This window comes from Enterovibrio litoreus, from assembly GCF_045679545.1.
In the GTDB taxonomy this organism is placed as follows: domain Bacteria; phylum Pseudomonadota; class Gammaproteobacteria; order Enterobacterales; family Vibrionaceae; genus Enterovibrio.
Map to the genome: position 1 here is coordinate 1,574,054 of NZ_CP166194.1, position 13,537 is coordinate 1,587,590.

Annotated in this window: 9 protein-coding genes; 2 read left to right on the top strand and 7 right to left on the bottom strand. The window is 45.3% G+C overall.

Annotated elements, in window-relative coordinates; translation table 11 throughout:
- Nucleotides 1-157: 157 nt before the first annotated feature.
- The 4 genes from AB8599_RS06950 to AB8599_RS06965 form a co-directional block, all read right to left on the bottom strand.
- Nucleotides 158-3,082: a response regulator gene (locus AB8599_RS06950; protein ID WP_407333015.1), complete on the bottom strand. Its 2,925-nt coding sequence runs from the start codon at nucleotides 3,080-3,082 to the stop codon at nucleotides 158-160.
- A complete protein-coding gene (locus AB8599_RS06955; RefSeq protein ID WP_407333016.1) occupies nucleotides 3,075-4,346 on the bottom strand; it encodes an acyl-homoserine-lactone synthase in 1,272 nt (423 codons plus the stop codon). The genes AB8599_RS06950 and AB8599_RS06955 overlap by 8 nt, the downstream gene beginning before the upstream one ends.
- 217 nt (nucleotides 4,347-4,563) lie before the next feature.
- Entirely contained in the window at nucleotides 4,564-6,366 is a 1,803-nt protein-coding gene (locus tag AB8599_RS06960; protein ID WP_407333017.1) for an HTTM domain-containing protein, read from the bottom strand.
- A 697-nt stretch (nucleotides 6,367-7,063) separates the two neighbouring features.
- The gene (locus AB8599_RS06965; RefSeq protein WP_407333018.1) at nucleotides 7,064-8,554 is read right to left on the bottom strand and encodes a carboxypeptidase M32; all 1,491 of its coding nucleotides are present in this window, start codon (nucleotides 8,552-8,554) and stop codon (nucleotides 7,064-7,066) included.
- A gap of 309 nt (nucleotides 8,555-8,863) precedes the next feature.
- On the opposite strand from AB8599_RS06965, the gene AB8599_RS06970 reads away from it, so the two are divergent.
- Entirely contained in the window at nucleotides 8,864-9,430 is a 567-nt protein-coding gene (locus tag AB8599_RS06970; protein WP_407333019.1) for a gamma-glutamylcyclotransferase family protein, read from the top strand.
- Nucleotides 9,431-9,490: 60 nt separating this feature from the next.
- On the opposite strand, the gene AB8599_RS06975 is transcribed toward AB8599_RS06970, so the two are convergent.
- Both AB8599_RS06975 and AB8599_RS06980 read right to left on the bottom strand, forming a co-directional pair.
- Complete coding sequence (locus tag AB8599_RS06975; RefSeq protein ID WP_407333020.1) at nucleotides 9,491-10,477, bottom strand: OmpA family protein; 987 nt, start codon at nucleotides 10,475-10,477, stop codon at nucleotides 9,491-9,493.
- A 315-nt stretch (nucleotides 10,478-10,792) separates the two neighbouring features.
- The gene (locus AB8599_RS06980; RefSeq protein WP_407333021.1) at nucleotides 10,793-11,482 is read right to left on the bottom strand and encodes a DUF2786 domain-containing protein; all 690 of its coding nucleotides are present in this window, start codon (nucleotides 11,480-11,482) and stop codon (nucleotides 10,793-10,795) included.
- 251 nt (nucleotides 11,483-11,733) lie between these two features.
- Between AB8599_RS06980 and AB8599_RS06985 the strand changes: the two genes are divergently transcribed.
- Nucleotides 11,734-12,603, top strand: a complete 870-nt coding sequence (locus AB8599_RS06985) for a DMT family transporter (protein WP_407333192.1) — start codon at nucleotides 11,734-11,736, stop codon at nucleotides 12,601-12,603.
- Between the two features lie 16 nt (nucleotides 12,604-12,619).
- On the opposite strand, the gene AB8599_RS06990 is transcribed toward AB8599_RS06985, so the two are convergent.
- Nucleotides 12,620-13,534: a substrate-binding domain-containing protein gene (locus AB8599_RS06990; RefSeq protein ID WP_407333022.1), complete on the bottom strand. Its 915-nt coding sequence runs from the start codon at nucleotides 13,532-13,534 to the stop codon at nucleotides 12,620-12,622.
- Nucleotides 13,535-13,537: the final 3 nt, after the last annotated feature.

Here is a 13,537-nt window from a genome sequence, read left to right on the forward strand (position 1 = left end):
TATCGGTAAGCAGGCAGCCTCTTACATTGATCGTTCAGGCGTTCTCTATCACTCACGCTGTCACTAGCTTGATGTGATGGCGATAGAGTGGGGAGGCGATAGGGTAGGGAGGCGAGATTCATCGCCTTATTGAGAAAGACAAAGAAGGCCAATAAGCTTAGTTCGGTATCTCTGACTTTGTGGCAGAAAACGAATCTTGAACCAGCCATGTTGTCAGTTTTCTGATGAGTAACTGCTTGGTGATCGGTTTGACGAGGTGATCGTCCATTGTCTCCTGAATCGCTATTTTGGCTTCTTCGCTGTATTCGCCGGAAAGCGCCACAACAGGAATGTCATGTCGCAATCGTCGGATTTTCCTTGTGGCTTCAATACCGCTCATACCTGGCATATGAATATCCATCACGATAAGATCTAATGGCTCTGTTTCTACACATTTGATGGCTTCTTCGCCAGACGCCGCCTGAACCACAGTCACGCCCTCGCTGGCGAGATAGGCTTGAACCAATAGACGGTTCACCTGCATATCGTCGACCACGAGAACCCTCTTCCCAATCAAACTGCCGAGTTTCACCATACGACCATCATCAATGAGTGATGCCAGTGAGCGATAAAATGTCGGTCTGTGGTTAATGCCGTCTAATTGTCCCTGAATGAGATTTGACGAATAGAGGCTGCTTTGACGCTCAGACGCTTCATTCTCTGAGCAAGTGTAAAGAAGAATGGGTGTCACTTGTGCTTGATGGCCCAGATCGCCGGTTCGCAGTGCTTTAACAAGGTCTATGTCCGTTTTAAACAGCGAGCTATCCATCACGATGAAATCGACATTTTGTTGTCCGATGTCACTGAAACCAGATTTGGCGTTCGCAGCGATGACAACCTCTGCGCCGAGTGTCTTTAACTCAGAGGCCAACCAATCACCAGACGCGTTTGAAGCAACAACAATGCAAGCTTTCCCCTTCAAATAAGCCTTCAGCATACATGCGGTTTCATCATCGATCTGCTGTGCGACCGAAGGGAAAGAGAGTATGAATTCGGTGAACTTCCCGGGAAGCGAGCGGCAACTGATGTCACCTCCGAACGATTTCATTACCCGCTTACAGTAAGAGAGCCCCAGCCCATTGCCTTGTTCTTTCCCTTGCGTGTAGAACTCGTCAAAGATATGTGCTTGATGCTCTGCTGAAATGCCCGGCCCTGTGTCAATAACATGGACTTCGTTATTACCATTAACCTTTTTAAAGTGAATGTTCACCCGACTGTTTGGAAATGCATCAAAGTAATGTATGGCATTTTTAAGGAGGTTAAACAGAACAAAGCTATAGAGCGTATCGCTGCCATGAAACAGGAAATCATCTTGGGTGTTGATGCTAATCCTATTTTTGTGTTTATCACTGTAAAAACTAAAATCACTGATAGCCTGCTTGGTCAGCTCGGCCGCCGAATACGGTTCAAACAGCTCAGTGCTAATGCCTTCTCCGCGCAGTTCATCAAGAATGGCGTCGATAAATCGCGTGCCAAGTTGAACGGCTTTTTTCCCTTCCGCCAGTTCCTGATAGATCTTTTTCATATCTTGCGAAGCAAAGGGGCTCAGAGACGCGTTTTCCACGCCAAACATGTCGGCATCAATACGTTCAAAGTGATATTTGATTTTTGTTAATGGATTGCGAATTTCATGGGCAATGGAGCCCGCCAGCACTTGCGATTTGCGTATTTTTTCTTCGGTGACAATAAAGCGATTTGCTTCATCAAACAGACGCTGCAAGCCCATGATTTCTTCGCTAGAGAAAAGCTCGTTCTCGTTTTGTTTGGATACCATGTAAAGATGGGTGACTTCATTTTTTTCATTGGTAATCGGCAACACTAGCGATGTACCCGCGTTGACCATTTCTCGTGCAACTGAGCGAAGGCATTCAGGGTTTTCCGGTTTGTGGTGCTTGAGTTGGTATTCGACCTCTTGTTTAACCAATACCGATCGATCGCCTTCGAAGCAGGACAAAAACACATTGGCATTTGGGTTGTTACCCACTTTTTGGATGCGTCCTGATTTGGCATTGAGCACCTGATTGAGCTTGACGACGGCGTCTTCCGTTGAGTAACGAAACTCACCAATCAAGTTGCAAATGCTTTCTACTGGATTGCCATTTTCCTTATAAAGAAGCCGGTTTGCTCCTCGGCGAAGAATGGCATGGCTGCTATTCCAGAAAACACCTGTGATTAAAATCCATAGCGCCAACAGCCAAGATCCGTGCGGCGATTCCTGAAAGCTAATTAAAGCAATGGGCGTGATATACAGCGCGGCATTGGCTAAGAAGCTGAAACTGAGTAATGCAATGTAGCGACTGCTATAGAAACGATTGTGTAGCAGGGCATAGCCAACGAAGACCGCCTCAATGATTGAAAGCGCAGGAGGTAACCAAGCTTTGGAGAAATCGTTGAATAGCAGAGGTATTAAAAAATGCGCCAGGAAGGTTGAGAGAATAAACCCAACCATCCCCATGACCATGTAGTTGGCTTTTACTTGCTTCAATCTAATCGCGCTTCTACTCGATCGAATGAAGTTAACCAGTGTTAGTACAACGAGAAGTAACAGAATGCCAAAAAACGCACCACTGGCGGGACCAAAGTGTATGACAAAGTTGCCAATGCCCGAGACATCGACGGTTTTAACATTCATTCCGGGAGCGACATTGGTGATCAATATGATCATACAGGTCAGGCCAAATAACCCCCATTGCCATGCTTTTAGTTTCAATCCTTGGTGCTCTGATACCAAGCGACATGAAAAGAGAAAAGCGAATGCAAAAGCTAGCCCAGAAAACACATTGGCCAACAATGCCATGACAGTGGCTGCGCTGCTTCCTAGGCTGACTAAGAGATCAGACTGAAAATAGGCGTTAGACAGAATCCATAACGAGATGAATACGGTGTAAAGCGTATAAGGGAAGTAAATCGGTCGGGGTAAACCCGACCGATTCTTCGATAGTGCTCTGGCAAAATGCGTAGCCCAAAGCATAACGACAACCGCAATAGCAACGAGAAAAATCGCAATGAAGTTGTCAGACATCGTATTGATGAAACTAGGCATTTTCCGCCGTTCTCGCCTGTTTTCGCATCTTTATGATTCTCTTGTTGTAGTCTCTGAAGCTGCACTGTTCAAAGGCTTGGCTCATTGGCCCTGTAAAAACAATCCCTTGATAGGTTGTAAGGCCTGTTCCCGCGACCTGCTGCTGACACAACGAGACGTAGGGTAATGCCCCGTTACTGTCGTTGTTAATCGACCCATAGAAGGCCAATATCGACGGCTGCTCGACAATGGTATAAGCCGCTTCTAAGCCGATGTCAGCTAACTTAACTGTCAGATATTTAAGTGTTAAATAGAGAATGTGGTTCAACTTTTCCTTTGGTCCACCGATTGCCATTCTAATGATTTCGCACACTGCATCTTTTCGTGTGATGGCTCGCAATAACGAAAAATCAAAATTCGCCACAGAACTAAGGTTTAATATGTTTTTCAGTGGGTTATGAAAAATTCCGGATTTTTCCAATGTTTGGATTTTCTCATTAGATGCGATCAGTGTCCAACTTTCTGTTTGGAAAAAAGGCTCGAAGGTTAACCAGTTGTCTCGCTGCTTCCATCGCTGGATAAGTGCTGACGACAGTAGCAGTGGCGGTTGATTTGCATTTTCCTGATACAGAATGAAGTGCTCACCAAATGAGGACACATTGAGGTAGTAAAGCATTTCATACCAATGTTGTTGCTTAACAAAGGTCTCTAGGTTTATCAGCACATTTGCTAACGAAAGCTTCATCGGTACATTGGAATAGCTGGTCATGAACATGCGCTGCTCATCGCGAATATCTGTAACAATTTCGTAGCGAAACTGGTCATTCTCGGTCGCTGTTAAAGATGACCAGCCCTGCATAGGGGTTTGGCTGATGAGGTGTTTTTTCGATTCTGAAACGATTTGGAATACCTTAAACGATGCCCAACAACTTAGAATATCGCCAAAAAATGCAATGGCAGTTTTCTCGATGGAGAGGAATATCTCGGGAAGGTGACGGAAAGGTGTGATACCTGAGATGGATTTTGCAGTATCACATGTTAGCGTGGTGAATAGATTTCCTCTGGGTTGATTGCTTGGCAGTGCTTTGGCTATTTCATTCGTTCGATAGGAAACGATTTTCTCGAACAGGTCGAACTGATTGGTCGAAAACATGTAGGCGTTAATCAATTCTAAGAAGATGTGCTTCCGTGTCTCTGAAGGCGAAAGCATTGCCAATTTGTCAAATTGGCGTTGAGTGGGTGCGTGCGAAGTGGTTTGGGATTGTGTAGATAGTGTGTCGTACATACTGAATTCCTCGACATAGATCGTTAGAGTCCAGATAAGTGTACGTTTTATGTATAGTTGCTATTGATAGATGTGAGCTCGTGACGCGCTTTTGAGAACGCTGTTTGGGTAACATGAAAATTCAACTAGCTTTATATACGAATGGTTAGCAACCTCTGACATAGTTCATCGGTCTAGCCTAAAATCTTTACGTCAGATGTTGCTGCAACTGATGAATCTATTTTTTTGCGTATTCCTTAAAGCACCAATGCGTCCACACTTTAACTGTTGAGCGTTTACGCGGCTTATAATTTGGCATAGTTCTCAACCGCTCAAATTCGATAGTGAAAGATGCCAACTGCTTTTCTTTGGACAATACCTGGCTATTCCATTGCTTGCATAGGTATCCGCCATAACCTGCGAGTACTTTCTTGTTGCGATTTGAATGCAACCTCCCAAAGTATTTACGCCAACGATAATTTTTAAATTCTGCAGATAGAAGTTCAGGTATCACTCGGCTTGGTGGCTCAAAGCTCATACTCCAAACATCTACCACGTCTTCACCTCGAGTTTTACCTTCGATGACGGGCATCAAAGAGAATTTAAGGGGTGAAGGAGCGAACATACCCCAGTGTTGATCAATTCGAAGTACTTTCGCGGGTATCGATACATGTTGCGGGCGTTTAATTTGAAACTGCTGAACACCGCTAACGTTGTAGTAAGTCACAATATAAAGTGCACCCAAGGCCACGCAATTCTCTACATAACCAGCACGGTCTTTTTGGTCGTTATAGGGCAGAAAGCGTTCAGTGATTCGCCCCATCATGTCTCGATTATCTGCTATCCAACGATAGAGTCTATTTCCAATCCCTAAGAGGGGTTTCCATCCCATCACAACGCCGATGGGCTTAAAAAGTAGCGACACTTTAAATAGGTATTGGACACCATTCCAGTGAGTGTGTAAGCCACCTTGATGGTCACGAAGTACCCAGCTATTTTCCTTTTCCATGATTGGATAAATGTCTGGATACTGCTGCGCAGGGTGTATCTTCACACTGTCGGGAAGAAGAAAATTTCGCAGTATTAGGCAGGTTTTCTTACAGAATCCACAGCCTTCATCATAGAAAATAACGATATCTCTCCGTTTAGGTTTGGCATTCAATTTGGCTAACCAGTCCCAACACACTCCCGGAATAAGTAAGCTCAGCGACATAAAATCGATAAATGGGAAAAGCACGATGTGTAGAGAAAGCAAGAAGGCACTGTGCATGACAATTAACAGTGCAAGTGTGAACAATCGTAATTGAACGTGGAAGATAGGAGAGAAAACCAGAAATATCGCAATGATTTCTAAATACCAAACAAAGTAAGTACCAAAGGTCAAAAGCTCTGGAAACCCTCTCATCCAAACGGCAAATACGGTGGCGAGTTGTTCGATATGAACGGCGTAGTATGCGGCATCCATGGTGACTTGCCAGTCATCTGACGTTTTCAATAATGCGGTGAAAAAATACAGATACATCACCTGAAGAAGAACGGCGATTGACACAACTGAAAAGTATCTGTGGTTCTCAGGCACTGCATTTTCGTCTGTTTTATATCGACGATTTAGCGAGCTATCTATCGAAAATCTTGCGCCAATAGGTAAAAGGATTGCCCAAAAACACATAACCACGAGCAGTACGTCACCGCCAGATACAATCACGCTGTTTCGATTTACGATAGAGAAAAGAAAAATCCAACTAATAAACGCCATGGTTCTGGATTTGTAACCAACGAGGAGCAGGAGGGCGACGAGCGCAGCAATCACAAACAGTAACGTGACGAACCATTCACTGCCATTCATCCAATAGAGAGAAAGTCGATACTCTGAGGAAATCGCCATGGATGCTGTGCGGCTAAGCAGTCCGTCATCAGTATAAAATGCAGAGATATCACGAGCTCTGCTGACTAGATCCACCAAAATCATCAAGGCCAGACCGATACGGAACAATGCCAATGTACGTAAGTCGATACCGAATACAGTTTTAAAAGAAGTCATCAATATTACCAATGCTTACCAGTTATGCGTGCGCTGAGTAAATAGAAATAGGCATTTACCACACTATCACTCTTATATAATGATTTTTATTATAATTGTTGACGATTTGGTTTTATGTGGTTGATCTTATATTTGCTTGTGACACGGTGGCGTATTTTAAATATTCCAATTTTTAATACTTTAAATCTGCATTGATGATTTCATTGGAGAGAACGACCAAGGAAGCGCAATCAAGATATGCACTTTACAAAAGGTATGGATTTGTCAGTTTCATTGCCATGTTGAACTAGGAAAAAAGTGTTTGATGAAGATGGTTAGTAAGTCTTCGCTCAGAGCAATAATAGCCCAAGGAAGATGAAAGCCGACGCTTTCTACTTTGTTGAGAGGCGAGATTTGTACATACAATCATGAAAATTAATATGACATGTTTGACTTATTATCAAGGCAACCACCGCTTGGACTTTTCAGTACGCATTTAGGTTGTATGTGTAGGAGGTCGCCATCAGAGAATTAGAAATGGCAGTGTACTTTGGTTGAATAACGTGTACGTATTTCTCTGAACAGAGACACCAAGAATACAGCTTGTTATATGCTATATTTTTCAAGCTACTTTACTGGCACCCTACGATCTAGACTTCCAGCCGTTTGCCCAGAAGCCACCAGCGCATCATTCGTCTACGCTGGTGGTCATTTAATATTAGTCGTTCAAATAACGTTCAATCAGGTGCTGTTTGAAATACTCAGGATTCAGCGGTTCCCCCGTCGCTTGAATCACTAATTCCTCAGTCGAAAGGGTAGAGCCCTTCGACCAGATATTCTCTTCTAACCACGTACTAATTGGCGCGAAATCCAGTGCTTGAATACATGCATCAACATCTACCGTTTTACGCATTGCTGCCATAAATTGGGCGGCATACATAGCACCCAGCGTGTAGCTTGGGAAATAGCCAAATGAGCCGTCGGTCCAATGAATATCCTGCATGCAGCCGTTGGTGAAATCGCCTTCGGTGGAAATCCCTAGATACACTTGCATCTTTTCGTTCCAAAGTACGGGAATCTCATCAACTTCAATTTTGCCCTCCATCAGGTCTCGTTCGATTTCAAAACGGAGAATAACGTGGGCGGGGTAGGTGACTTCATCGGCGTCGACACGAATATGGCCGGGCTTTACCCGTTTGTAGACCGCGTTCATGTTGTTAAGGCTAAATGCGGCGTCACCTTGCTTACCGAATGCTTCGGCCGCCAATGTCGCTAGGTGTTCAACAAACAGCGGGTTTCGGCCTAGTTGCATTTCAAAGAACAGGCTTTGGCTTTCATGAATCCCCATCGAACGGGCTTCGCCGGCGGGAAAGCCTGCGTAGCTTTTTGGCAAGCCTTGTTCGTAACGGGCGTGTCCCGTTTCATGAATCACCCCCATGATTGCAGATGTGAAATCTTGCTCGTCGTAACGAGTGGTAATGCGGACATCTGAAGGCACGCCGCCGCAAAACGGGTGCGCACTCACATCAAGGCGACCATGATTAAAATCGAAGCCAAGAATTTGCATCATTTGTTTGCCGAGCGTTGCTTGTTTGTTGGTATCAAACGGGCCATTCGGTTCAGTAACCGGCGTCGATTTTTGCTTTTCGAGTACTTTCTGTATCAACTCCGGCAACCACGACTTTAGATCGCTAAACAGCACATCGAGTTTCTCGGTGGTCATGCCTGGTTCATAAAGATCGAGCATGGCGTCATAGGGGCGAACACCCGTTTGCGCGGCGCGGGTATTGGCTTCTTCTCGGGATGCTTCTACGACTTTTTTCAGATTCTCGGCGAAGCCTGCCCAATCATTATTGCCGCGTTGACTTCGCCATTCATGCTCGCATTTAGAGCCGAGTAAAGATTTTCTCTCGACAAGTTCTGACGGCAGTTGTGTGGCTTGAGTCCAAGCGCGTTTAATTTCACGAAGGTTGATTTGTTGTTCGTTAGTCAGTGAAGCATCAGCATCAGCAGCGGCGATCCACTCTCCCATACGCGAGTCTGTGAGTGTTTCGTGGCAAAGCACAGCAAGGTCGCCCATTGCTTTTGAGCGAGCGTCATTGCCGCCGTCTGGCATCATTGCTGCCTGATCCCAGCCACAAATAGCGGCCAGATGCTGGTAGCTGGCAAGTTTTTGAAATTGTTTTTCGATTTTTTCTATGGATTTCATATTTTTATTCCATCTCGTATCTCAAGCTTAACGCTGAATGATAACGTCCTGACCATTCCATCACGGCAAGCTCATTGTGCAAATGATAATGCGGATAGATAAAAATGTAGTCACCTTGTTTTGTATTATTTGATGACTGAAGTGAAATAGAACGAAGGAAGAGACTCTGTGAAGTGGGATGGGTGCTCTTTCTCAGCAATGCTCCTCAAGCAACCCCTTTTTTCTTTAGCTCACTGAGATATAGGTGGTTGACAGTAGCACGCCGTTGACGAATATTCTTAAGTAAACGGGTAAAACGAAAGTAGGTCTATGTACATCTTTGGCTATGGCAGTTTGATCAATGATGCCTCTCGTAAATTGACGGGCGATACTGGGTTGGCTGTTCCAGCAGTGGTTTCTGGCTTGCAGCGCCATTGGGGGAAAACGGGTTCACACGGCATGTCTCATCTTGTGGTTTGCGAAGGTGAGGGCGAGTGTAACGGTGTGCTAATTCATATCGATGATGCGGCGTTGGAAGTGTTTGATATTCGTGAAGCTGGGTATCAGCGTGTGCCTTTAGAGAGTTCTCGAATCACGCTTCTTAACCAAGATGTCAGCGTTGACGGCACAGTGTATGTCTATGTAACTGACGAAGTCATTTCACCGTGTTTTGTTCAGCCTATCGCGCAAAGCTACGTGGATACCGTGTTGGCGGGGTGTTTGCGCTACTCCGCCGATTTTGCGCAGTCATTTATTACAACGACCAATGGATGGCAATTTCCGCGTATTAACGATCGTTCTTCTCCAGTCTATCCGCGTGTTGCGGGCGTAATGGATGAAGATCGTGACACAATTGACAAGCTGCTACTCCATTGCTCACCAGCTTTTCAGCCATGATCAAAAAAGCCACGTCATCGACGTGGCTTTCAAATATTGGCGTGTCGCTACTGGGTGTGATTACTCTTCGTAAACAAACTCAGGTGATTCAATTTCAACGCGACGGTTTTGAGCACGGCCTTCAGCAGTGTCGTTAGACGCTACAGGGTCGTTCTCGCCAGCACCAACAACACTCAGGCGGTCAGCACTGATGCCGTTATTAATGAAGTAGTTTGCAACAGTTTGTGCACGCTCTTCAGACAGCTTTTGGTTAAACGCTTCTGAACCGACACTGTCAGTGTGACCGACAATGATAGCGGTAGAAGTTTCAAAATCTTGAAGGCGTTTCAGCATAGGGTTAAGTTGCTGTGCTGCATCTGACGACAAATCAGCTTTACCAAATGCAAACAGTTCAACTTCGTCTGCTTCAGAGAAGACATATTTTTTCGGTTCTGCCACAGTTTCAACAACAACCACTTCTTCAACCATCATCACAACAGGTTCTGGTGCTGAAGTACGACCGAAATGGAACGTTAGACCCGCACTGATAAGATGATTGTCTGCATTGAAGTAGCTTTCATCCATGTCATGAATGTATTGATATTCAAGGCGAACATTGACGAGATCGTTTGCACGGTGGTCAAGACCAACAGCACCTAACAAAGAAAGATCATCTTGGTTGCCAGCTTTGCTGTTCCAATCCCACCAAGCGGCACCGATTTTACCGTAAATGCTGGTTTGGTCTGTAATGCCAAAATCAAGTTTTGGAGCCAAAGTGAACGCAGTTAGGTCGCCACTGATAGCTCCAGGCGTTGGGCTATAGCTCGCATCGAAGTGACCTAGGTAGTCATAGGTAGATTCGATTGAGAAATTGTTGCCGAAATTGTAACCACCAATTAAGCCGCCGCCGACTTCTTGATCGTCACAACTGCCTAGCTGACATGCGTCAGAAAGGGTTGATGAACCTACACGTGCACCAAGGTAGAAATTTGCATCATCTTGAGCGTATACACTTGCCAAAGGACTTATGGCCACAATCAGTCCAAGGCTAATCACTGCTTTTTTCATTTGTTTTCTCCATTCCTTCTAGAGAGGGTTTGGTAAGAGAGACTTTAATACTGCTTAACAAGTCACTAACCATAAGTTTGCTTTTCGCAAATCTAGTCGACCACCGCTTTATGCGGTGATTTAAAGCTAGGCTAGGCGGGTGCAGCGCGCAATACAATAGACAGCAGTAAAATTCAGGCTTTTTTAATACAACACTGTTCAAAAAAGCACGAATTTCGTTGAGTTATTGTTAACTCATGGGCTTACATGGCGAAGAGAGAGGGTTGTGGCGGATTGGTGACGTTGTTGCACTGTCGGGAATGAATGAAAAAGCGCCTAATTGAGGCGCTTTGCTGCTTGTTTACCTGATACTGGGCGACTGACGGAAATTTGTTTTCCTTTTTTCATGCCTTTCTCATAGTCGTCAGTGATGCCCTTCATGGCATCTCTTAATTGTTGCTTAAAAGTTTCGCGGTCAATGTTTTTGAACTGACTGTCGATGTAGTCTTTGATCTTCTTGTCGGCATCGCCATCGGGCGCGATGTTGGGTAGTTTGGCTAATGCGCCATCTAGCCAACCAAAGGTAAAAGAAGCGATTCGGCGTGTGATTTCAGTTTGGGAGGTACCGGAGCCTTGGAAGCTATTGCGGAATTGACCGATATGCTCATTCATTTCTCGATAGACAATATCAAAGGCAAAAGCGGCGAAAATGGCGCGATCGGCATCGCCAATGAATTCAGCTTTTTTAAGGCCTTTGTGGTTCGTTAGCACGCACTCAACACCAAAGCGGGTATTGATGCCGCGAATTATTTTGAGAACAGCGTCGCTGATCGAGGTGGGGAGTAGGGTCGCTGATGTGGTTTTTCCCATACGGATGAAGTCAATATCGTCTTGATCCAACCCGTATTTCTTCATCAGGCTCTGCGCCATTTTTATCGCTGCCGCAGCTTCATTGATGTTGGATGAGTTACTCAGTTCCAGACATTTTGCAATTTTTTTAAGCGCTTTGCGTTTAGCGTCAGACATTCACTTCACCACTAAAAAACAGGAGCGGTATTTTACCTTCTAAGCGTGGATTTTCCAAACGACAATGTTGGGTGATTGGCAAATCTGCGTGGTTCTGTTTGTCGCTAAAGTTCAATGAATACGTAAATGAATCAGATTTTTATCAAACATATGAAAGATACGTGGATACTGCACGGTCAATATTGGCACGTATAGGTACAGTGAAAGAAACCATTTCGCAAACAGAGGCTTTTACTATCAAAAACATCATTATGGCGATTCTCGCGTTGGTTTTCTTCGCAGCAAATTCTGTTTTGTGCCGTTTGGCGTTGTCTGGTACTAACATTGATCCTGCGTCATTTACCTCGCTTCGACTCGTTTCTGGTGCGTTGATGTTGTTGTTGATTTCATCTTTAGTGGCAGCAAAACGCAAAACCTCAGAGGATAATTGCCAACTGCTCCATAGCCCGATTGAGCATTGGCTTGCGGCCGCCATGCTCTTTCTCTATGCAGCGACGTTTTCATTTGCCTACATGTATCTTGATACCGGAATGGGCGCGCTCATTTTGTTCGCGTTTGTTCAGCTCACTATGTTTGCTTATGGCCATTATAGAGAGGGCGGTGCAAGCGGCATGGAGTACCTTGGCGCACTAACGGCTATATGTGGTTTAGGGTATCTCGTTTCACCCGGAGTGAATTCCCCGAATATGTGGGGAGCAATACTCATGGCGATTTCTGGCATTGCGTGGGGCGCTTACAGCGTGCTGGGTAAAGAAATGAAAGTGCCTCAGCTCAAAGCGAACTGCATCAACTTTCGATTAAGCCTTTTCTTTGTTGTTCCGTTTTTCTTGCTCAATATTCCGATGAATACGCTTTCACAAGAAGGTGTTTGGCTTGCGGTGGCTTCGGGCGCGATAGCTTCTGCGATTGGTTATGCCATTTGGTATGGTGTTGTGCAGCACTTTAAAGCGACGCAGGCAGGTGTGATGCAGCTGACAGTGCCTGTCATTGCAGGCTTAGCTGGGTACGTTTTGATGTCTGAGCCATTGACTATGCGAATGTTGATATCCGCATCAGTGATATTGCTCGGTATCGCGGTGACGTTTGTTGGCAGAGATCGAAAACGGTCATCGACAGCCTGATTTACCGTCATCCTCTTTACCATTCGCGGAAAAATTGCGCATTTTCAGCACTCATTAACTTTGTCGGTATTAACACTTCCGTGTGACTTATTTGATTGTTGTTTAACCATTCTTCTGCGGTTTTTACGGCTTCATGGCTCATAACATCTGGAAACTGAGTGGCTGTTCCCAGCCATCCTTTTCGTTGTTGAAGCAATGCTTGTCGAGCGGCAGGGCTACCATCTACCGACATGATCAAAGCGTTAGAATTGGCCTGCGCGATAGCCTGCTCCGCACCAAGTGCGGTGGGATCGTTAATTGCAAACACGCCATCAATAGTTGAAAAGGCTTGTAGTGCATATGCCATATTCTCCAGTCCACCTTCAATGCTTGCGGTTCCGTTTAGTGTGTCACTGATAACAAGGATCTTTGGGAAACTTTCCAACGCTTGCTTGCAACCGTTTACGCGTTCAATGACGGACGAAACTTGCGGCCCATTAATGATAAGTACATGCCCTTTCCCGTGCAGTGATTCTGCCAGATGGTTGCATGCAACATAGCCAGCTTGCACGTTGTCCGTCGTAATGGTGGCGGTCGCTCCTTTAGCACGTACGTCAATAGCAAAAATGGGCGTTCCTTGATCGACAATACGTTTTACCGTGGGGCCAATTTTGTGTTCGTCGGACGCGACGAGAAAAATGAGATTGACGTTTTCAGCGACAAATTCGTCAAGCTGTCTCACTTGACGAGGGTGATCGTAGGCACTGGATCGCACAAGCAAGCGAACATCATCGCCAAAGGTTTTTTGAAGTTCATCGCGAAGGCTTCGTACCATGGTGACAAAGTATGGGTTAGTGAGATCAGACACGCTGACACCGGCCGTCACCGCTGCCTGAGACCAAGATGGAATCAGATAAGCGAGGCAGAATGTCAGCGCGATCAGTGGCTTCATATT

Coding starts and splice junctions, on each gene's coding strand:
- AB8599_RS06950 (WP_407333015.1), bottom strand. CDS start 3,082: ATGCCTAGTTTCATCAATACGATGTCTGACAACTTCATTGCGATTTTT.
- AB8599_RS06955 (WP_407333016.1), bottom strand. CDS start 4,346: ATGTACGACACACTATCTACACAATCCCAAACCACTTCGCACGCACCC.
- AB8599_RS06960 (WP_407333017.1), bottom strand. CDS start 6,366: ATGACTTCTTTTAAAACTGTATTCGGTATCGACTTACGTACATTGGCA.
- AB8599_RS06965 (WP_407333018.1), bottom strand. CDS start 8,554: ATGAAATCCATAGAAAAAATCGAAAAACAATTTCAAAAACTTGCCAGC.
- AB8599_RS06970 (WP_407333019.1), top strand. CDS start 8,864: ATGTACATCTTTGGCTATGGCAGTTTGATCAATGATGCCTCTCGTAAA.
- AB8599_RS06975 (WP_407333020.1), bottom strand. CDS start 10,477: ATGAAAAAAGCAGTGATTAGCCTTGGACTGATTGTGGCCATAAGTCCT.
- AB8599_RS06980 (WP_407333021.1), bottom strand. CDS start 11,482: ATGTCTGACGCTAAACGCAAAGCGCTTAAAAAAATTGCAAAATGTCTG.
- AB8599_RS06985 (WP_407333192.1), top strand. CDS start 11,734: ATGGCGATTCTCGCGTTGGTTTTCTTCGCAGCAAATTCTGTTTTGTGC.
- AB8599_RS06990 (WP_407333022.1), bottom strand. CDS start 13,534: ATGAAGCCACTGATCGCGCTGACATTCTGCCTCGCTTATCTGATTCCA.